Consider the following 18,736-nt stretch of genomic DNA (forward strand, 5'->3'; position numbering starts at 1 on the left):
GGACCCCGCCACCTGCCCGGAATGGCGGAAAGCCGACCGGAGACGGACGGGCGTCGCTACGGTCGGTGAAGGGCCAGGACGGACGGCCCGCCGCGCCCGATCCCGCCCGCAGGAGCAGCTCGTGCCCACCGGAACACCGGAGCCCGGCGGCCGGCGGCCGCCGGTCCGCGATCCGGAGGCGCCGCGCCGGGTGACCCTGCTGGAGCTGTTCTTCGACCTGGTCTACGTGGTCGCGCTGGCCCTGATCTCGCGCAACCTGGTGGGCGAGGTCAGCGGGGAGCGGGCCGCCCAGTCGCTGGTCATGCTGATGGCGATCTGGTGGACCTGGGCGATCACCACGCTGGTCACCGACCTCTACGATCCGCAGCGCGGCGAGATCAAGCTGCTCATCGTGGCGGTGATGTTCGGCGCGCTGCTGATGACCACCGCCATCCCGGAGGCGTTCGGCGCCCGTGGGCTGGTGTTCGCCGGCACGTACGTGGCGATCCATCTCGGACGCGGCCTGTTCCTCATGCCGGCGGTCCGCCGCCACCCGCAGACCCGGCGTCGCGCCATCCGCATCTTCATCTGGTTCGCCGTGTCGGCGGTGCCCTGGCTGATCGGGGCGGTGGCGGCACACGGCACCGCCCGGCTGTGGTTCTGGGCGCTGGCGCTGGCCATCGACTACCTCGGTTTCCGGCTGGCCTACCCGGTGCCCGGCCTGGGCTCGGTGCCGGACGCCCAGCGCAACGTGACCGCCGAGCACCTCTCCGAGCGCTACCAGCAGTTCTTCATCATCGCGCTGGGCGACGCCGTGCTGGTCTCCGGGACCGTGTTCAGCCTGCACCACTCGGAGGTGGAGAACCTCCTCGCGTTCAGCACCGCGTTCGCCACCACGCTGCTGCTCTGGCGCATCTACGTGCACAAGTCCGGTGAGCTGCTGCCAGAGGCCATCGCCCGGTCGACCCAGCCGAGCCGGTTCCTGAACACCGCCCCGTACACGCATCTGCTGATGGTGGCCGGGGTGGTGACCAGCGCGGCCGGCTTCGACCTGGTGCTGCTGGAACCGACCGGGCACACCCCGCCGGCCTGGCTGGCGATCATCCTCGGCGGCCCGGCGCTGTTCCTGGCCGGTCGGGCAGCCTTCGAGTACGAGGTGTTCAGCCGGGTGTCGCTGTCGCGCCCCGGCGGGGTCCTGGCGCTGCTCTGCATCGCGCCCGCGGCGCTGTTCCTCGCGCCGCTCTACGCCTCCGTCGGGGCGATGCTGGTGCTGGCCGGGGTAGCCGTCGCCGACCACCGGCGCAGCCGCGGCCGTCCGCCCGAGGAGCCGGCGCCACCGCACTGAGTCACCGCGCCGGCAGGTAATCGGAATCGGCCGTGCCGGCACCGGCGTTCCGTTTGGCGGATCACCCGCGCGGGGTACATGGCCTCCACCTCGAATCCACCACAACCCCAGTGGAGGCAACTGATGCGCGGCACCTCGATAGTCGGCGTCCTGGTCGTCATCTGGCTCATCATCGGCGCGATCGCCGCCGGGCAGCGCGGCTACTACGGCAACGACGACACCAACTGCGCGGAGGCGGGCACGATCCTGGTCACCATCGTGGCCGGCCCGCTGAACTACATCGGCGCCAACCCGAAGATCGACTGCAAGCTTCCGGAGCCGTCCAAGTAGGCCGCCACCCCGTACTCCCCCGGCCCGCGCCCGCCTGGCGAGCGCGGGCCGTTGCGTGCCCCGAGTCGCGCGCCGCACCATCTGTCAGGCGTCCTAGGAGGCTGGGCTTGTGGGGTTTGCCGTCGAGCCAGGCGGGAACGGCAGCGGTCCGCTGACGACGGGACGGAGAACCCCGGCATGAAGATCGGCTACAAGCTCGCCTCGGAGGCGTTCGGCCCGCAGGAACTCATCCGGCAGGCGGTCCGCGCGGAGGAGGCCGGCTTCGACTTCGTCGAGATGAGCGACCACTACCACCCGTGGCTGGAGGTGCAGGGACACTCCTGCTTCACCTGGAGCGCGCTGGGCGCGATCGCCGCCCGCACCAGCACGCTCGGCCTGGCCACCGGGGTCACCTGCCCCTCGGTCCGGTACCACCCGGCAATCGTCGCCCAGGCGGCGGCGACCCTGGCGCTGATCTCCGACGGTCGGTTCACGCTCGGGGTGGGCGCCGGCGAGCGGCTGAACGAGCACGTGGTCGGGCTGGGCTTCCCGAGCGTACGGGGCAGGCACGAGCGGCTGCGCGAGGCGCTGGAGATCATCCGGCTGCTCTGGCAGGGCGGTTACCAGTCCTACGAGGGCCGGCACCTCCAGCTGGAGGACGCCCGGGTGTGGGACCTGCCCGAGCAGCCGCCGGTGATCGCCGTCGCGGCCAGCGGTCGGGCGTCCGCGACGCTCGCCGCCGAACTGGGCAGCGGGCTGTTCGCCACCGAGCCGAAGGCGTCCATCGTCGGGCACTACCGGGAGGCCGGCGGTCAGGGCCCGCGCTACGCCGAGGTGCCGATGGCCTGGGCCACCGACGAGGAGCAGGCGGTACGCGCGGCGAAGGAGACCAGCCGCTGGGCGGTCACCGGGTGGAAGGTGATGAGCGAACTGCCCAACCCGGTGAACTTCGACGCGGCCACCGCCTGGGTCGAGGACCACCACATCCGGCAGCAGTTCTCCGTCGGCCCGGCGCCGGAGCCGCACGTGGAGAAGGCGCGGGCGTACGTCGAGGCGGGCTACGACCACATCGTGCTGCAGAACGCCGGCCCGGACCCGGACGGCTTCCTCGACTTCTGCGCGGGCGACCTGCTCGCCCGGATCCGCGCGCTCGGCTAGCTGTCGCGGCTCAGCCGCCGACGTGGATGCCGGGGCGGCGGGTCGGGTCCGGCTCGGACTTGCGGATGATCTCCCGGACCACCGGCGGCGTGTCGCCGCGGCCCAGGATCAGGTAGCGCAGCAGGTGCGCGATGGGGTTGCCCTCGGACCACTCGAAGTGACAGTGCGGGCGGACGCCGGTGGCGTCGCGCAGCGCGAGCAGGATGGCGGCGATCGCGTTCGGCGCGGCCGGGCTGCTGGCCCGCAGGACGCGATAGTCGCCGACCTGCACCCCGTGCACCTTGAGCACCTGGCTGAACTGGGACGGGTCGCTCACGTCGATCTCCAGGAAGAGCACGTCGGCGGCGCCCGGCACCGGGTTCATGGACCGCTGCGCCCGCTCCTTGACCCGGTACTCCTTGACCGAGCCGCTCTGCCGCTTGTTCGCGATCAGGTGCAGCCGCCGGTCGCGGGCGACGGACTCGTCGACGAACCGGCGGGCGGCGCCGTCGAACTCGATCCGCTCGGCGCGCAGCTCGGTGGTCCGGGTGACCCGGGAGATCAGCGAGACCGCGACGATGCCGGCGATGAAGAACCCGGAGATGGTGATGCCGTCGGGCTTCGCCACGACGTTCTCCGCGAGCGCGTACAGCAGCACGGCGGTGAGCACCGCGAACCCGACGCCGGCGCCCCGGCGCCCGGCCCGCAGCGCCGAGATGGTCACCGCGATCGCACCCGAGACCATCATGGCCAGGATGCCGGTGGCGTACGCGCCGGCCTGGGCGTTGACGTCGGCCCGGAAGGCGACGGTGATGGCGATGCTGATCGCGGTGTAGACGAGCACCACCGGGCGGACCGCACGGCCCCACTCCGGCGCCATGCCGTACGACGGCAGGTAGCGCGGCACGATGTTGATCAGTCCGGCCATCGCCGAGGCCCCGGCGAACCAGAGGATGAGGACGCTGCTGATGTCGTAGACGGTGCCGAACGCCTCGCCCAGGTGTTCGTGGGCGAGGAAGGCGAGCGCCCGGCCGTTGGCCGCGCCGCCGGGCTGGAACGCCGCCGGGGGGATCAGCACGGTGGTGACGAACGTGGTGGCGACCAGGTAGACCGACATGATCAGCGCGGCGGCGGTGAGCAGCCGCCGGGTGTTGCGGATCCGGGCCGCCAACCGACGCTCCGGGTCGTCGCCGTCGCCCCGGACCAACGGCATCATGCTCACCCCGGTCTCGAAACCGGACAGGCCCAGCACCAGCAGCGGGAAGGCGAGCACGCTGGTGGTCAGCACGTCGCCCGCGCCACCGACCCGGGTGAGCCGGTCGGTCCAGTCGCCGAGCAGCCCGGGGTCGGCGACGATCTCGGCCACCCCGACGGCCACCACCACCGCGTTCAACGCCAGGAAGACCACCACGAGCGGGATGGCCACCTGCACCGCCTCGCTGAAGCCGAGCAGGAACACGCCGCCCAGCACCAGCAGCAGCACCACGGTCACCGCCACCGCGGCCGTGGCGCCGTGCGGGAACGACGCCGGCAGGACCGGGTTCTCCAGCAGATGCACGCTGGCGTCGGCGGCGGAGAGCGTGATCGTGATGATCCACGAGGTGGCGACGAACCCGAGCAGCACCAGCACGAAGATCTTGCCGCGCCAGAACGGCAGCAGCCGTTCCAGCATGGCCACCGACCCCTGCCCGTGCGGGCTCTCCCGGGCCACCCGGCGGTACATCGGCAGCATCCCGAACAGCGTCAGCGCCACGATGAGCAGGGTGGCGAGCGGGCTCAGCGCGCCGGCCGCCACCGCCGCGATGCCGGGCAGGTAGGACAGGGTGGAGAAGTAGTCGACGCCGGTCAGGCACATCACCTGCCACCACGGGTGGGCGCGTGCCTGGTGCTCCCGTATCTCCGGGCCGACCGGCTCGACGCGGTGCTGGAACAGCCAGCGGTGCAGGCGGTCGGCCGACGCCGTCGGCCGGGCCGGCGCCTCCACCCGCTCCGGGAGCGTGCCCGGCGCGCGGCCGGACCGGTCGCCGTGCTCGGCGTGCCGGCCCGCCCGGGCCGCGGCGGCGGCGTGCGCGTCGCGCCGCCGGTCCCGCGTACGCCGGGGCTGCTCCCCGTCCTCTGCCTGCGCCATCTGCTCCCCTCCGGCCCCTGATCACGGTAGGCGGTGGCCGGGGCGCGGCCCGGCGGAACCGGTCAAGCGTCGCCGGAAGAGCCGACCGTCAGCGCGTCGCGCAGCACCGCCGGGTCGGCCACGGTCACGGTGAGCGCCGGGTGTCGCGGCCAGGGGCCGGGCGCCAGCGCCGGCACCGGCTCGGCGAACCGGAGGCAGAGGCCGCCGGCGACGCTGGTGCCGAACGTCGCGCCGCCGTCGGCCAGCGACAGGTGCGGGCCGATCGCCCGCCACCAGCGGTACGGGCCGCTCAGCTCGGCACCGGCGACGTTGCCCGGGGTGGTCCGCAGGCGCCACGGGCCGAACCGGACGACGAGCGCGTCCGGGGCGAGTTCCACCGCGGCGGTCTCGGGCCGCACGCCGAGCAGAGCCAGTGGCACCCGGAACGCGGGGTCGAAGCGGAACGGGAAGCGGCGGACCGGGCCCGGCGGGCCGGTCGGGACGGGATGCGGCACGGCCACGTCGTACCCGGCCGGGCGGGCTCGACACCCCCGACGGACGGTGTCCCCGCGTCCCGCGCCCGGACGGCGGGACGCGGGGACCCCCCGTCCCGGCTACTGCAGGAACGCCCCGAGGGGCGACAGCAGCAGCCGGCCGAGCAGCGCGGCGTTGTCGTCCAGCCGCGTCCGCTCACACTCGCGGGCGTCCGGGTCGTGCCGGCAGCGCCAGATCTTCTGCGCGTTGCGCCAGGCCACGTTCCGGGTGTATTCCACCAGCTCGCCCTGGTACCAGTCGTCGATGTCGCCGTTGATGGTGTCGATCATGAGCTGCCAGTGGTCCAGGTAGCCGCGGCGCAGCTCCGGGATCCGCTCGGCGAAGATCTTGTTGATCTCCAGGTAGTCGCGGTGCTGGTCGCTGCCGTCGACCGGCTCGGACTCCAGGCTCTCCAGCGTGGTCACCAACGCGAACGGCAGGTCGTAGTTGATGTGCGCGTTGACCCCGGCGGCGGCCGAGGGCAGCGGGCGGGCGTCCGGGCCGCGCATCCGCTTGAACAGGCAGGACCAGGCCTTGGGCGTGCTCGGGCTGGCGTCGGTCCAGAACCTCAGCGCCTCGAAGTAGCGCGCCGCGAACTCCACGTCGAGCCGGGCCAGGAAGGCCGGGTCGACGAACCGGTCCTCGTAGAGGCCGTCGAGCACGGTGCTGGTGATGACCAGGTAGAGCTTGTTGAAGTCGGCCAGCGGGCAGCTCGCCTCCAGCGGAGGAAGCCGGACCAGCATGTCCTGCAGCTTGGTGAGATGGTCGACGACCGCCGGCACGTCGGCGGGGTGGTCGGCGAGCAACCCGACGATGTCCTGGTGCACAGGACCCCAGACCGGTTCGGTCATCTCTCCTCCACGATGGTCGGCGCCCCCCACGACGCCACCCGATTCCGCGGCACAGCCTGCCAGCCGCCGCACGCGCGCCGGATCAGTAGAACGACGTATTGCCGACGTACGTCTATTCCGGGCGGTTGCGCAGGAAGATCGCGCTGGCCTGCACCCGGGTGCGGACCTGGAGCTTGTCGAAGATGTGCGACACGTGCACGCCGATGGTCCGCTCACTGATGAACAACCGCTGACCGATCTCCCTGTTCGTCAACCCCTCGGCGACCGCGGCCAGCACCTCCCGCTCCCGCGCGGTCAGCACCGCCAGCTCGTCCACCGCCGGCGCGGTCGGCGCGGCCGACGCCGTGCGCGGCCGGGGCACCGGCGCGGGCGTCGGCGCGTCGTCCAGGGTCACCCGGGCCCGACCGGCGAGGGTACGGATCTCGGCGCTCAGCGGCACCGCGCCGAGCGACTGCGCCATCGCGTGGGCCTGGCGGAGCAGCTTGCCGGCGGTGGCCACCCGGCTGCGCCGGGCCAGCAGCGCCTCGGCCTGCCGCAACCGCGAGTACGCCGCCGGATAGGGATGGTTGCGCCGGTCCCACTCGGTGGCCGACCGGCCCCACAGCTCGGGGTCGCCCCGGCCGTCGTCGAGTCGGCTCAGCTCGGCGTCGCAGAGCGCGAGGAAGCCGTCGGCGACGTAGCGCACCGGCGCGCCGGCCTTCTCGCTCTTGCGGGTCACCCGCTCGACCACCTCGCGCAACCGGCGCACCGCGGTCGGATCCACCTCGACCGTGCGGCTGGCCGCCGCCTCGGCCTCGGCGCGCAGCCCGTGCCAGGCCAGCGTGGCCAGCACGATGACGTCGTCGGAGCGGCTCTCGGTCAGGCCCCGCTGGACGGCCTGCCGGGCCAGGTCGTGCCGGCCCTGCCACATGGCCAGTCCGGCGCGCAGGATGAGCATCGGCAGCACGTGCCGGGCGCCACCGCCGGCCAGCACCGTGGCGACCGCCTCCAGGTCGCGGTCGGAGGCCTCGACGTCGCCGTAGCCGACGGAGAGCCGGCACCGGGCCAGCAGCAGCTCGACCGCGTCGGCGCCGGACGGGCGGTGCCGCAAGGCGGTGGCGACGACCTTCTCCGCCTCGGCCCACTGCCCCACCCGGAACAGCCCGTTGGTGGCGACGGCCAGCAGCCGGGTCTCCCAGGTGCGGCCGAGACCCAGCTCGGCGACCCGTTCGGCGCCGCGGCGGGCCACCACCACCCCCTCCTCGAGGATGTTCAGCGGGCCGGTGAGCAGTTCGGCCAGGTGCAGGTACGCGCAGGCCACATCCTCCGGCCGGCCGGAACGCTCGGCGGTCTCCAGCGCCCGGCGCATCACCGCCAGGCCGGCGGTCTGGTCCTCCAGGAACGCCTCGCTGAACCCGAGCGCGGCGCTGGCCAGCACCACCTCCGAGGTGGAGCCGGGCACGTCGGCGGCGAGGTCGAGCGCCTCCCGGGCCTGGTCGCCGGCCTCGGCGTAGCGGCCCAGGTGCAGCAGCAGCTCGGCCAGCCGGGCGGCGGCGGTGCACCGCTCGCGCGGGGTGCAGTCGGCCGACTCCAGCACGTGCCGGTATTCCTCCTCGGCCGGGGCGGAGCGGCCGGCGGCGGCCAGGTAGCGGGCCCGCCGGATGTGCAGCGCGCAGGCCGGCGGGCCGGACGCGTCGGCGGCCAGCTCCTCCAGCAGGGTCAGCGCCCGGGCGTGCTCGCCGCTGTGGTGTGCGGCCTCGGCGGCGTGGCTGAGCAGCTCGGCGCGGTCCACCTCGACCGGTGCGGGCCGGCCGCCGTCCGGCGGGACCGGGGCCGGGGTCGCGGCCAGCGCCAGCGCGACGGACCAGTGGCGGTGCGCCTCGGCGTACCCGTGCAGCCGTTCCGCCTCGCGGGCGGCGGCCATCGCGGCGGGCAGCGCGCGGGCCGGCTCGCCGGCCTGCCGCCAGTGGTGGGCCAGCCTGGCCTGGTGCAGCTCGGCCGGGGCGGCGGTGAGCGCCTCGGCGTAACGGCGGTGCAGCGCGGCCCGCTCGGCCGGCAGCAGCTCGTGGGCGAGGATCTCGGCGACCAGCCGGTGCCGCAGCCGGTAGCCGTCGTCGGCGCCGACCAGCAGCCGGTGCGCCACCGCCTCCCGGACCGCGTCGAGCAGTTCGTCCTCCGGCAGCCGGACCACCTGGGCCAGCAGCCAGTGCTCGACCGGCTCCACCCCGGCGGCGACCGCGTGCACCACGGCGTGCGCCGGCTGGGGCAGCGCGTCGACCCGGTCCAGGAAGACCTCGCGCAGCGTGTCGGAGAGCCCGTCCCGGCCGTCGCGCCGGTCGCGGGCCAGCTCCTCCACCACGAACGGGTTGCCGCCGCTGCGCTGCCACACCTGGTCGGCGGCCTCGGGGGGCAGGGGCGCGCCGACGATCGCGGCGGCCAGCTCGTCGGTGCCGGCGCGGTCCAGCGGCAGCAGGTCGATCACCCGCACCGACCGCAGCCGGCGCAGCTCGGTGAGCACCCGGCGCAGCGGGTGCGCGCCGCGCAGCGACTCGGCCCGGATCGCGGCGAGCACTGACAGTTGCAGGTCGCCCAGGCCGGCGAGCAGATAGAGCAGGAGCTGGCGGGTGCTCCGGTCGACCCACTGCAGGTCGTCCAGGACGAGCACCAGCGGCCGGCCACCGGCGACCAGGTGCAGGCCCTGCGTGACCCGTTCCAGCAGCGCGCCGGCGCCGTCCGGGCCGGGGGTCTCCTCGTCGAAGACCTGCAACAGCCCGCGGACCGCCGAGGTGGTGCGCGCCTCGGCCACGTCGGTGTCGAGCCGGCGCAGCGCCTGGCGCACCGGGTGCAACGGCGAGGCGTCGCCGATGTCCAGACAGGTGCCGGTGAGCACCAGGGCGCCCGACTGCCGCAGCCGCTCGCCGACCTCGGCCAGCAGCCGGGTCTTGCCCACGCCGCTCTCGCCGGTGAGGAACACCGCGGCCGTCTGCCCGGGGGCCACATCGTCGAGCAGCGCCGACCGCAGCGTCGCCAGGGTCCCGACACGGCCGACGAGCGGTGCGGTGTCCACATCGCTGGCCATGGGACGCAGCCTAGTCACAGGTCCCCGCACCGTTCTACGGGCTTACGGGCGTACTCGTACTCCTCGCGTCGACAACACGACTAACGGTTGCGGGTGGTCGACATACGTCGTCCTACCGATCCCCCGAGGGCCCGGTGGTGAAAGTCTCCGGTGGTCGTCAGGCACCGGACCAGGGAAAGGGTGGGTGCGATGTTGATCACCACGCCCGTGTCGAGTCGGGAAGCCGTCAGCGCGGCACGCTGGCCGGTGCCGGAGGAACGCCGCACCGTCACGGTGCTCTTCGTCGACATCGTCGGCTCGACCGGTCTGGTGGAGCGGCTCGACCCGGAGGACGTGCGGACGTTGCAGCGCGCCTACTTCGGCACCGTGTCCGGGGTGTTGCGCCGGTGGCGGGGCGTGGTGGAGAAGTACGTCGGCGACGCGGTGATGGCGCTGTTCGGCGCGCACGACTGCGACGGCTTCGACGCGTACCGGGCGGTGCGGGCCGGATTGGAGATCCAGGCGGCGCTCGACCGGCGACCGGCGGGCGACACCAGGCTGCGGGTCCGCGTCGGTGTGGCGACCGGTGAGGTGCTCGTCGACCTTCCCGGCGCGCACGACGGCGGCCACGGGGCGGCCAGCGGCGCGGTGATCACCACCGCCGCCCGGCTGCAGGAGTACGCCCCGCCCGGCGGGGTGGTGGTCTGCCCGAGCACCCGACGCGCGGTCGCGGGCCTGGTCGAGCAGCGTCCTCTGGCGACGATGACCATGGCCGGCAAGGCCGGGCCGGTGGACGTGTGGCGGGTGACCGGGGTGTCCCGGCACCGGCCCGTCCGGCACCACCCTCCCCTGGTGGGCCGCCGGCGCGAGCTGGCCGGCGCGGCCGACGAGGTGGTCCGGGCGCTGCGCGAGCGACGTCCCGGGTGGATCTCCCTGGCCGGCCCGCCGGGCAGCGGTCGCAGCCGGCTGCTGCACGAGCTGACCCGCGTGGTGTCCCGGGTGGACGGCGCCGAGGTGCGCTGGTGCGTGGCGCACTGCCCGCCCTACCCGGACGGGGAGCTGGCGCCGCTGGCCGACCTGGTCCGCGCGCTGCTCACGCCGGACCCGGCGGTACGCCCGCTGCCCGGCTCGACCGCCGGCGACCCGGGGTGGGCCGCGGCCAGCCCCGCGCTGGCCGCGTTTCTCGCCACCCCGGACGATCCCGCCGCGGCGTACCGGGCCGTGGCGGCGTGCCGCGAGCTGCTGCTCGACCGGGCCGCCGGAGCGCCGGTGGTGGTGGCGGTGGACGACCTGGACCGCGCGGCGCCCGCGCTGCACCGGTTCCTGCGTCACCTGCACGCGACGGCCGGCGAACGACGGCTGGCGCTCGCGGTGGTCACGACCCACAGCGCCGGACGGGCCGACCCGTCGCCGGGGCCGGGCGAGCGGTGGCGCCGGGTGTGGCTGGCGCCGCTGGGGGCCCGGGACAGCGGACGCCTGCTGCGGCACCTGCTCGACCGGGCCGACCGGCCGGCGGCGCTGGCCGCGCGGTTGCTGCCGCTGGTCGGGGGCAACCCGGCGGTCGCGACCGCGTACGCCGCCGAGGACTCCGGCGACGAGCCGGCCGGGGTGCCCGCCGCGGCGCGCCGGCTCGTGGACGCGCGACTGGACCGGCTCGACGGCGCCCAGCGCGCCGTGCTGATGGCCGGCGCCACGGCCGGCGGCACGCTCGCCCCCGCCACGGTCGAGCGGATGCTCGGCTGGGCGGCCGGGCGGGCCGGGCCGGTGCTGCGCACCCTGGCCGCGGCGGGTCTGCTCCGGCGCACCCGCGCGGGCGGCTGGACCATCGCCGAGCCGGTGGTCGCCCGGATGGCCGCGTACCGACTGCCCCGCGCGGCCCGGGCCGACTTCGCCCGGCGGCTACGCGGCGACGGGACCAACGACCGGTCGGGGGGTGTCCCCGCCACGCGCCGGCCGGGCGCCGCGTCGAGGCTCGACGTTCCCCGCGGGGACGTCGACGGGCGGGTGACCTGCCCGCTCGGGGTGGGGCGGTCGCGCCGGTCGGGTGGAGGGGCCCGACCGGCGCCCGTCCCGCCGATCCGGACGGCGTCGCACCGCTCGGGGCACGCCGCGCCGGTCGCGTCCGGCGCCGGTCCCCCGACGGCCGCCGCACCGCCGACGGCCGCCGCGGCCGAACGGGGCAAGGCCGCCGCGGCACCGTCCCGAGCAGCCGCGGCACCGTCCGGAGCAGGCGCGGTGGTGCCGTCCACGGCGGCTGCCGGGTCGTCCTCCGGCCCGGGGAGCGTGCTCCGACTGCCGGCGGGCTCGGTGGCGCGGTCCGGGTCGACGACGGGGCCGCCGGAACGGGCGGGGCGGCGGCCGGAAACGGCGGCGCCGCGGCGGCCCGCCGCGCTCGGGCTCGCCGCCTGAGCGGGTGCGTCCGGGTCGGAGCGGGCACGGGGCCACTCCGGCCCGGGCGTCACCGGGGGGCGCGCGGGGGCGTCACAGGTCGGCGAGGAACGCGAGCACCCGGTCCCAGGCCAGGGCGGCGGCGAACGCGTCGAAGTCGGGCGTGTCCGGGTCGGTGAACAGGTGGCCCGGCCCCGGGTAGCGGTGCACGACCACCTCGGCGCGGGCGCCGGTCATCGCCGCTCGCCACTCCTCCACCTCGGCCGTGGTCTCGTACTCGTCGGGATCGGCCAGGTGCAGCCGCACCGGCAGGCCGGGGCGCACCGACTCGGGCGCGCCGCCGGTGCCGTGCATCAGCAGCAGCGCCGCCGACCGGGGCCGCTCGGCCAGCAGCGCGCCGGCGATGCCGGCGCCCATCGAGAACCCGGCCAGCACCGTCTCGTCGGGCAACGCGGCGGCCGCCGCGCGGGCCCGGTCCAGCACCGCCTCGTGGCCGATCTCGCCGAACAACGCGAACCCGGCCTCGACCGTCTCGGCGGCGGGCACCCCGTACAGGTCGGGTGTGGTCACCCGGTGCCCGGCGGCGCGCAGCCGGTCGGCGGCGGCCGGCACGGCGGGCCGCAGCCCGAAGACGGAGTGCAGGAGCAGGACGTCGGCCATCGACCCATCGTCGCGCAGCTCGCACGCCGGGCCAGGTCGGGCGCGCCGGTCAGTCGCGGGCGATGGTCCGGCTGCGCCCCCGGAACTCGGCGACCACCTCGTCGCCGCGCCGGACGGTGACGTCGTAGATGCCGCTGCGGCCGTGGCGCACCCGCTCGGTGGCGTACGCCTCCAGCAGGTCGCCCTCGCGCACCGGGCGGAGGAAGGAGATCGCGCCGCCGGCGGCCACGGTGGCCGGTCCGTGACTGTTGCAGGCCAGCGCGAAGGCGGTGTCGGCGAGCAGGAACACGAAGCCGCCGTGGCCGATGGCGTGGCCGTTGAGCATGGTCGGGGTGACCCGCATCCGGGCCACCGCGGCGCCGTCGCCGGCCGAGACGAGTTCGATGCCGAGCCCCTTCGACGCCACGTCGGCGTCGAACATGTCGTGCGCGGCGGTGCGGCCGTCGTCGCCCGCCACCTCAGCGCTCCCGCCGCTGGTCGACGATGCGGCGCATCTTGCCCATCGAGCGTTCCACCCCGTCCGGCTCGATCACCCGTACCGCGACGGAGACCCCGATGGTGTTCTTGACCTGCTCGGCCAGGGCCGCACCGGCCCGCTCCGCCTCGTCCGGCGCCGCGTCGGCGCGCCGTTCCACGTGGACGGTGAGCGTGTCCAGCCGGTCCCGCCGGTCGAGCACGCACTGGAAGTGCGGCGACAGGGCGGGCGTGCGCAGGATCAGCTCCTCGATCTGGGTCGGGAAGACGTTCACCCCTCGCACGATCATCATGTCGTCGGTACGCCCGGTGATCTTCTCGATCCGGCGCATCGGGCGGGCGGTGCCGGGCAGCAGGCGGGTGAGGTCGCGGGTGCGGTAGCGGACCACCGGCATGGCCTCCTTGGTGAGCGAGGTCAGCACCAGCTCACCCCGTTCCCCGTCGGGCAGCACCGCGCCGGTCGCCGGGTCGATGATCTCCGGGTAGAAGTGGTCCTCCCACAGGTGCAGGCCGTCCTTGGTCTCCACGCACTCGACGGCCACCCCGGGGCCCATCACCTCGGAGAGGCCGTAGATGTCCAGGGCGTGCATGTCCAGGCGCTGTTCCAGCTCGCGGCGCATGTCCTCGGTCCACGGCTCGGCCCCGAAGACGCCCACCCGCAGGGAGGTGGCGCGGGGGTCGAGGCCCTGCCGCTCCATCTCGTCGACGATGGCCAGCATGTAGCTGGGGGTCACCATGATGACCTCCGGCGCGAGGTCGCGGATCAGCATGACCTGGCGCTCGGTCATGCCACCGGACACCGGGATCACCGTGCAGCCCAGCTCCTCGGCGCCGTAGTGCGCGCCCAGGCCGCCGGTGAACAGCCCGTAGCCGTACGCGACGTGCACCCGGTCACCCCGGCGACCGCCGGCGGCGCGGATCGAGCGCGCCATCAGCGTCGCCCAGGTGTCCAGGTCGGCGCGGGTGTAGCCGACCACCGTCGGGCGTCCGGTGGTGCCCGAGGAGGCGTGCAGCCGGGCGACCCGCTCGCGTGGCACCGCGAACATGCCGAACGGGTAGTTCTCCCGCAGCTCCGTCTTGGTGGTGAACGGGAAGCGGGCCAGGTCGCCCAGGTCCCGCAGGTCGTCGGGGTGGGCGCCGGCGGCGTCGAACGCGCGCCGGTAGTGCGGCACGTGCGCGTAGGCGTGGCGCAGCGAGTGCCGCAGCCGGTCACGTTGCAGGGCCCGCAGCTCGTCGACGCCGATCCGCTCGACGGGATCCAGCTCGTCCGGACGAGGGGTGCGGTCCTGCACGGTTGCCTCCTGCGCGACGGGCCCGGACGCCGCCGCGCCGGGCGATGCCGATCACCGTACGCCCGTACGGGCCGTCCTGCCAGGTCAGCGCCGTCGGGATCGGCGGGGCCGAGCGTGCTCAGCGGGCGGCCGGCAGCCGGTGCAGCGCGTCGACCAGCGGGGCCAGCTCGGGGGTGCGCCCACCCTCGGCCAGCGCGTCGGTGAGCACCCGGTCGTGGGTGGGTCGGGCCCGGGCCAGCAGCTCCGAGCCGGCCGGGGTCAGCTCGGTGTAGATGCCGCGCCGGTCGTCCGCGCAGAGGATCCGGGTGAGCAGCCCGCGCTCCTCCAGGCGGGTGACCAGGCGGGTGGTGGCGCTGCCGGAGAGCGCGGCGGCGCGGGCCAGCTGCCGCATGCGCATGTGCCAGCCGTCCTGCCGGGAGAGCGCGTCGAGCACCGTGTATTCCACGACGGAGAGGTCGTGCTCGGTCTGGAGGGCGCGCTCCAGGGCGGTCTCGATCAGGCCGTGCAGCGCGGCGAGCGTGCGCCACCCCTGGGCGCGGATCTCGACCGCGTCGTCGCCGATGCCCATCCGGCCCTCCTCCGCTGTGACCTGGACGGCCCCCAGCCTAGCACGCTTGCGCCGATAGCAGGCGCGTGCAACTATTTCGTTGCAGGCGCGGATAGTTGCACGCGCACTCTGTCTTCTCTCGCATGGAATGGACTGTCATGTCACCACGCACCTCCGCGCTCCCGGGCGGCCTGCTGGCCCTGGCGATCGGGGCGTTCGGCATCGGACTCACCGAGTTCGTGATCATGGGGCTGCTCCCCCAGGTCGCCACCGACTTCGCGGTCAGCGAGTCGGTCGCCGGATGGTTGATCTCCGGGTACGCGCTCAGCGTCGCGGTCGGCGGGGTGGCGCTCACCGCGGCGGTCACCCGGCTGCGCCGCAAGCCGGTGCTGCTCGGGCTGATGGTGCTCTTCATCGCCGGCAACCTGCTCTCCGCGCTCTCCGGCGACTACACCACCATGCTCGCCGGCCGGATCGTCGCGGCGCTGTGCCACGGCGCGTTCTTCGGCATCGGCGCGGTGGTGGCCGCCGGCCTGGTCCCGCCGGCCCGCCGGGCGGGCGCGATCGCCATGATGTTCGCCGGCCTGACCGTCGCCAACGTCCTCGGCGTCCCGTTCGGCACGTTCCTCGGCCAGCACTTCGGCTGGCGGTCGACGTTCTGGGCGATCACCGGCATCGGCGTGCTGGCGCTGGCCGGGCTGGCACTGCTGGTGCCCGGCCGGGGGCCGGCCACCGACGCCGCCACCGGCGGCGGCCTCCGGGGCGAGCTGCGGGCCTTCACCCGGGCGCAGGTCTGGTTCTCGCTGGTGGTCACCGTGCTCGGCTTCGGCGGCATGTTCGGCGCGTTCACCTACATCGCCTACACGCTGACCGAGGTCAGCGGCTTCGCCACCGGCACCGTGCCGTGGCTGCTGGTGCTCTTCGGCGTCGGCCTGTTCGCCGGCAACCTGGCCGGCGGGCGCGCCGCCGACCGCTCGCTGTCGACCACCCTGGTCACCGTGCTCGCGGTGCTCACCCTGGTGCTGGTCGGCTTCGCGCTCACCGCCGCGAGCCCGGCCCTCACGGTCGTCGCGCTGGTGCTGATGGGCGCGTTCGGCTTCGCCACCGTGCCGCCGCTGCAGATGCGCATCATGCGGTACGCCCACGAGGCGCCCACGCTCGCCTCCGGCGCCAACATCGCCGCGTTCAACCTGGGCAACGCGCTCGGCGCCTGGATCGGCGGCCTCACCATCGGCGCCGGGCTGGGGTTCACCGCCCCGATCTGGGCCGGTGCCGCGCTCACGTTGCTCGGCCTCGCGGTGCTCCTGCTCGCCGAACGCGCCGCCCGCCGCACCGGGCACGAGCCCACGCCCGTCCCCCGCGACCTGGCCGACGCCACCCGCTGACCCCACCCCGCCCCGCGCCGCCGGCGGGGCGGGACCGGACGCGGGCGGGTTATGCTCGGGAACGAAACCGGCGGTGGGGCCCGCCGTCCCGGGACGCGCCGGGAGAACCGCGAACACGCCAACGGTCCCTGCCAGTGATGCCCGTCCTGGTGGGAGGCACCGTGTCACGACCGCCCGAGTCCCGCGTCGATCCGGATGTCGATCTCCGCGTGCCCGCGGACCGGGGTGAGCTGACCGCGCATCCGGCGGCGGTGCTCGCCGTGATCGCCGCCGGCGGCGCGCTCGGCGCGCTGGCCCGCGCCGGCGTGCAGGCCGCCGTCCCGCACCCGCCCACCGGGTTCCCGTGGGCCACCTTCGGCGTCAACGTCACCGGCTGCCTGCTGATCGGCGTGCTGATGGCGGTGCTCACCGCCCGCCCGGCCGGCCCGCTGGCCCGCCCGTTCCTCGGCGTCGGGGTGCTCGGCGGATTCACCACCTTCTCCGCGTACGCGGTCGACGCGCAACGGCTGGTCACCTCCGGCGCGGCCGGGACGGCGCTTGCCTACCTGGCCCTGACCGTGCTCGGGGCGCTGGTCGCGGTGGCGGTCGGGGACGCGGTGACCGCCCGGCTGCTCACCGCCCGGGACGGGGTGGCCCGGTGACCGTCCTGCTGATCGCGCTCGGGGCCGCGCTCGGGGCGCCGCTGCGTTACCTCACCGACCGGGCCGTGCAGTCCCGGCACGACTCGGCGTTCCCGTGGGGCACCCTGACCGTCAACGTCGCCGGGTCGCTGCTGCTCGGCGCGGTGCTCGCCGTGCCCGCCGACCCCGGCGTGACGGCGCTGGTCGGCACCGGGTTCTGCGGCGCGCTGACCACCTGGTCGACGCTGAGCTACGAGACACTGCGGCTGGCCCGCTCCGGTGCGCGCCGGCACGCGTACGCGAACGTGCTGGCCAGCGTGATCGCCGGGCTCGGTGCGGCGTTCCTGGGCTACGCGGTCGTCGCGGCGTTCTGACCGGTTCGTCAGCGGGCGTGGCGTTCCGGGTGGGCCCGGTTCCACACCCGCATCCGCTCCGGGTAGCCGGTGCGGGCCGCCTCGTACAGCGGCACCGCGTGCCGCTGCGCGATCTTGCCGGCGACCCGGGGTGAGCCGGTGCGGCGGCGGATCCACTCGCCGTCGTGGGCGATGGCGACCACCGTGGTGTCCGTGGCGGTGGTCTCCGGTTCCAGATAGAACTCGACCCCGCTGCGGCTGGTGACGAACGCCTCCAGCTGGGCCAGGTCCTCCCGGTTCGCCTCGCGGTCGAGCTTCGTCGGGGTCGTCGGGTCGGCGGCCCGTCGGCTGAACCAGCCCATGCCCGCCTCCTCTCCTCGGCGTCCGTCCCAGTGCAGCACGCCGGCCTGGCAGGGGCCTGGGAGCCGGGTGGGAGTCGGCTGAGCCGTCAGCGGGCCGGCTGGCGGAGCACCGGGACCAGCGCGAGCGTGGGCAGCAGGAGCAGCGGCACCAGGCCGAGCGCCGGCAGCACCCCGAAGTGGTCGCCGAGGAAGCCGAGCAGCGGCGGGCCGGCGAGGAACGCCGTGTAACCGATCACCGCGACCACGCTCACCCGGGCCGGGGCCTTGTCCTCGTCGTCGGCGGCGGCGCTCATCCCGACCGGGAAGCCGAGCGACGCGCCGATCCCCCACAGCGCCACGCCGACCACGGCCAGCGGACCCGAGCCGGCCAGCACGGCCAGGGTGGCGCCGGCGGCGGCCAGCCCGATGGTGCCGAAGAGCACCGGCACCCGCCCCCACCGGTCGATGGCGACCGTGCCGACGGTGCGGCCCAGCGTCATGCCCACCACGAACACGCCGAACACGGCGGCGCCGACCGCCTCGCTGACCCCGTACCCGTCCACGAACGCCACCGCCAGCCAGTCGTTGGCGCTGCCCTCGGTGAACGCCATGACCAGCACCAGCAGGCCGACCAGCAGGGTGCGCGGCTCCCGCCAGGCGGCCAGCAACGCCCGCCGGCGGGCGGCCGGCTCGCCCGCGCCGGCCGCCTCGGCCGGCGCGGACAGGAACGCCCGGGCGCCGAGCAGGGTGCCGGCGAGGATCAGCGCCGCGAGCACCGGCAGGTGCACCTCGATGGGTACGCCGAGGCGGGCGGCCCCGGCGCCCAGCCCGGCCCCGGCCACCGAGCCGAGGCTCCAGGCGGCGTGGAACCGGGGCATGATGGTGCGGCCGATCCGCTTCTCCACCGCCGCGCCCTCGACGTTCATGGCCACGTCGCACAGGCCGGAGCCGAAGCCGAACGCGGCCAGCCCGAGCCCCACGCCGGGCGCCCAGCCGGCCAGCCCGGTGGCCAGTCCGGCCACCGTCATGCCGAGCGCGACCAGCAGCGTCGCCACCGCCACCGTGCGGGCCGGGCCCAGCCGCTGGGTGACCAGACCGGCGGTCGGCATGGCCAGCAGCGCGCCCACCGACATGCAGAGCAGCAGCAGGCCGAGCCGGCCGGGGCTGAGCCCGAGCGCCTCCCGGACCGCGGGCACCCGGGAGAACCAGCTCGCCACCGCCAGCCCGTTGAGCGCGAACACGACGGCGACGCCGGTGCGGGCGGCCAGAACCGGCCGCGGCACCGGTGGCCGCTGCCCGGCCGGTGCGTCGAGGGTGCTGCTCACGGTGCGGTCGTCCCCTTCCCCGAGGTGGTCCCGACGACCATCGCACACCTGA

The 18,736-nt window shown here is 75.2% G+C and carries 17 protein-coding genes; 7 read left to right on the forward strand and 10 right to left on the reverse strand.

Going from position 1 to position 18,736, the window contains the following annotated elements:
* Positions 1-121 precede the first annotated feature (121 nt).
* From O7600_RS05540 to O7600_RS05550, 3 genes are all read left to right on the forward strand, one after another.
* Positions 122-1,324: a low temperature requirement protein A gene (locus tag O7600_RS05540; protein WP_281592602.1), complete on the forward strand. Its 1,203-nt coding sequence runs from the start codon at positions 122-124 to the stop codon at positions 1,322-1,324.
* A 123-nt stretch (positions 1,325-1,447) separates the two neighbouring features.
* Positions 1,448-1,654: a hypothetical protein gene (locus O7600_RS05545; RefSeq protein WP_091574126.1), complete on the forward strand. Its 207-nt coding sequence runs from the start codon at positions 1,448-1,450 to the stop codon at positions 1,652-1,654.
* A gap of 177 nt (positions 1,655-1,831) precedes the next feature.
* Positions 1,832-2,791: a TIGR03557 family F420-dependent LLM class oxidoreductase gene (locus O7600_RS05550; RefSeq protein WP_281592603.1), complete on the forward strand. Its 960-nt coding sequence runs from the start codon at positions 1,832-1,834 to the stop codon at positions 2,789-2,791.
* A 10-nt stretch (positions 2,792-2,801) separates the two neighbouring features.
* Here O7600_RS05550 and O7600_RS05555 read toward each other — a convergent pair whose 3' ends face one another.
* The 4 genes from O7600_RS05555 to O7600_RS05570 form a co-directional block, all read right to left on the reverse strand.
* The gene (locus O7600_RS05555) at positions 2,802-4,898 is read right to left on the reverse strand and encodes an amino acid transporter (protein WP_281592604.1); all 2,097 of its coding nucleotides are present in this window, start codon (positions 4,896-4,898) and stop codon (positions 2,802-2,804) included.
* A gap of 62 nt (positions 4,899-4,960) precedes the next feature.
* Positions 4,961-5,392: a hypothetical protein gene (locus O7600_RS05560; protein ID WP_281592605.1), complete on the reverse strand. Its 432-nt coding sequence runs from the start codon at positions 5,390-5,392 to the stop codon at positions 4,961-4,963.
* A gap of 99 nt (positions 5,393-5,491) precedes the next feature.
* Positions 5,492-6,262, reverse strand: a complete 771-nt coding sequence (locus tag O7600_RS05565; RefSeq protein WP_281592606.1) for a DUF5995 family protein — start codon at positions 6,260-6,262, stop codon at positions 5,492-5,494.
* A gap of 112 nt (positions 6,263-6,374) precedes the next feature.
* Positions 6,375-9,320: a LuxR family transcriptional regulator gene (locus O7600_RS05570; protein ID WP_281592607.1), complete on the reverse strand. Its 2,946-nt coding sequence runs from the start codon at positions 9,318-9,320 to the stop codon at positions 6,375-6,377.
* Between the two features lie 189 nt (positions 9,321-9,509).
* On the opposite strand from O7600_RS05570, the gene O7600_RS05575 reads away from it, so the two are divergent.
* Complete coding sequence (locus tag O7600_RS05575) at positions 9,510-11,708, forward strand: adenylate/guanylate cyclase domain-containing protein (protein ID WP_281592608.1); 2,199 nt, start codon at positions 9,510-9,512, stop codon at positions 11,706-11,708.
* Positions 11,709-11,780: 72 nt separating this feature from the next.
* Here the strand turns inward: O7600_RS05575 and O7600_RS05580 are convergent, their stop codons facing one another.
* From O7600_RS05580 to O7600_RS05595, 4 genes are all read right to left on the reverse strand, one after another.
* Positions 11,781-12,347: a dienelactone hydrolase family protein gene (locus O7600_RS05580; RefSeq protein ID WP_281592609.1), complete on the reverse strand. Its 567-nt coding sequence runs from the start codon at positions 12,345-12,347 to the stop codon at positions 11,781-11,783.
* Between the two features lie 49 nt (positions 12,348-12,396).
* The gene (paaI, locus tag O7600_RS05585; protein WP_281594075.1) at positions 12,397-12,768 is read right to left on the reverse strand and encodes a hydroxyphenylacetyl-CoA thioesterase PaaI; all 372 of its coding nucleotides are present in this window, start codon (positions 12,766-12,768) and stop codon (positions 12,397-12,399) included.
* A gap of 37 nt (positions 12,769-12,805) precedes the next feature.
* Complete coding sequence (paaK, locus tag O7600_RS05590) at positions 12,806-14,113, reverse strand: phenylacetate--CoA ligase PaaK (protein WP_281592610.1); 1,308 nt, start codon at positions 14,111-14,113, stop codon at positions 12,806-12,808.
* A 118-nt stretch (positions 14,114-14,231) separates the two neighbouring features.
* Complete coding sequence (locus O7600_RS05595) at positions 14,232-14,681, reverse strand: MarR family transcriptional regulator (protein WP_099160702.1); 450 nt, start codon at positions 14,679-14,681, stop codon at positions 14,232-14,234.
* Between the two features lie 137 nt (positions 14,682-14,818).
* Between O7600_RS05595 and O7600_RS05600 the strand changes: the two genes are divergently transcribed.
* The 3 genes from O7600_RS05600 (at position 14,819) to crcB (ending at position 17,039) form a co-directional block, all read left to right on the forward strand.
* On the forward strand, positions 14,819-16,045 hold the full coding sequence (locus O7600_RS05600; RefSeq protein WP_281592611.1) for an MFS transporter: 1,227 nt from the start codon (positions 14,819-14,821) through the stop codon (positions 16,043-16,045).
* Positions 16,046-16,194: 149 nt separating this feature from the next.
* Positions 16,195-16,686, forward strand: coding sequence for a CrcB family protein (locus O7600_RS05605; RefSeq protein WP_281594076.1), 492 nt, complete (start codon positions 16,195-16,197; stop codon positions 16,684-16,686).
* The gene (crcB, locus tag O7600_RS05610) at positions 16,683-17,039 is read left to right on the forward strand and encodes a fluoride efflux transporter CrcB (RefSeq protein WP_281592612.1); all 357 of its coding nucleotides are present in this window, start codon (positions 16,683-16,685) and stop codon (positions 17,037-17,039) included. The genes O7600_RS05605 and crcB overlap by 4 nt, the downstream gene beginning before the upstream one ends.
* A gap of 8 nt (positions 17,040-17,047) precedes the next feature.
* On the opposite strand, the gene O7600_RS05615 is transcribed toward crcB, so the two are convergent.
* Positions 17,048-17,380: a hypothetical protein gene (locus O7600_RS05615; RefSeq protein WP_281592613.1), complete on the reverse strand. Its 333-nt coding sequence runs from the start codon at positions 17,378-17,380 to the stop codon at positions 17,048-17,050.
* A gap of 86 nt (positions 17,381-17,466) precedes the next feature.
* Positions 17,467-18,684 (reverse strand): MFS transporter, encoded by a 1,218-nt coding sequence (locus O7600_RS05620; RefSeq protein WP_281592614.1) that lies wholly within the window; start codon positions 18,682-18,684, stop codon positions 17,467-17,469.
* Between the last annotated feature and the right edge of the window lie 52 nt (positions 18,685-18,736).

It is taken from the genome of Micromonospora sp. WMMA1998 (assembly GCF_027497375.1).
Lineage (GTDB): Bacteria > Actinomycetota > Actinomycetes > Mycobacteriales > Micromonosporaceae > Micromonospora > Micromonospora sediminicola.

Bases quoted from the DNA above. Each gene is read 5' to 3' on its own strand.
- O7600_RS05615 (WP_281592613.1), bottom strand. From the start codon at position 17,380: ATGGGCTGGTTCAGCCGACGGGCCGCCGACCCGACGACCCCGACGAAG.
- O7600_RS05555 (WP_281592604.1), bottom strand. From the start codon at position 4,898: ATGGCGCAGGCAGAGGACGGGGAGCAGCCCCGGCGTACGCGGGACCGG.
- O7600_RS05570 (WP_281592607.1), bottom strand. From the start codon at position 9,320: ATGGCCAGCGATGTGGACACCGCACCGCTCGTCGGCCGTGTCGGGACC.
- paaI (WP_281594075.1), bottom strand. From the start codon at position 12,768: ATGTTCGACGCCGACGTGGCGTCGAAGGGGCTCGGCATCGAACTCGTC.
- O7600_RS05550 (WP_281592603.1), top strand. From the start codon at position 1,832: ATGAAGATCGGCTACAAGCTCGCCTCGGAGGCGTTCGGCCCGCAGGAA.
- O7600_RS05600 (WP_281592611.1), top strand. From the start codon at position 14,819: ATGTCACCACGCACCTCCGCGCTCCCGGGCGGCCTGCTGGCCCTGGCG.
- O7600_RS05545 (WP_091574126.1), top strand. From the start codon at position 1,448: ATGCGCGGCACCTCGATAGTCGGCGTCCTGGTCGTCATCTGGCTCATC.
- O7600_RS05575 (WP_281592608.1), top strand. From the start codon at position 9,510: ATGTTGATCACCACGCCCGTGTCGAGTCGGGAAGCCGTCAGCGCGGCA.
- O7600_RS05565 (WP_281592606.1), bottom strand. From the start codon at position 6,262: ATGACCGAACCGGTCTGGGGTCCTGTGCACCAGGACATCGTCGGGTTG.
- O7600_RS05595 (WP_099160702.1), bottom strand. From the start codon at position 14,681: ATGGGCATCGGCGACGACGCGGTCGAGATCCGCGCCCAGGGGTGGCGC.
- O7600_RS05580 (WP_281592609.1), bottom strand. From the start codon at position 12,347: ATGGCCGACGTCCTGCTCCTGCACTCCGTCTTCGGGCTGCGGCCCGCC.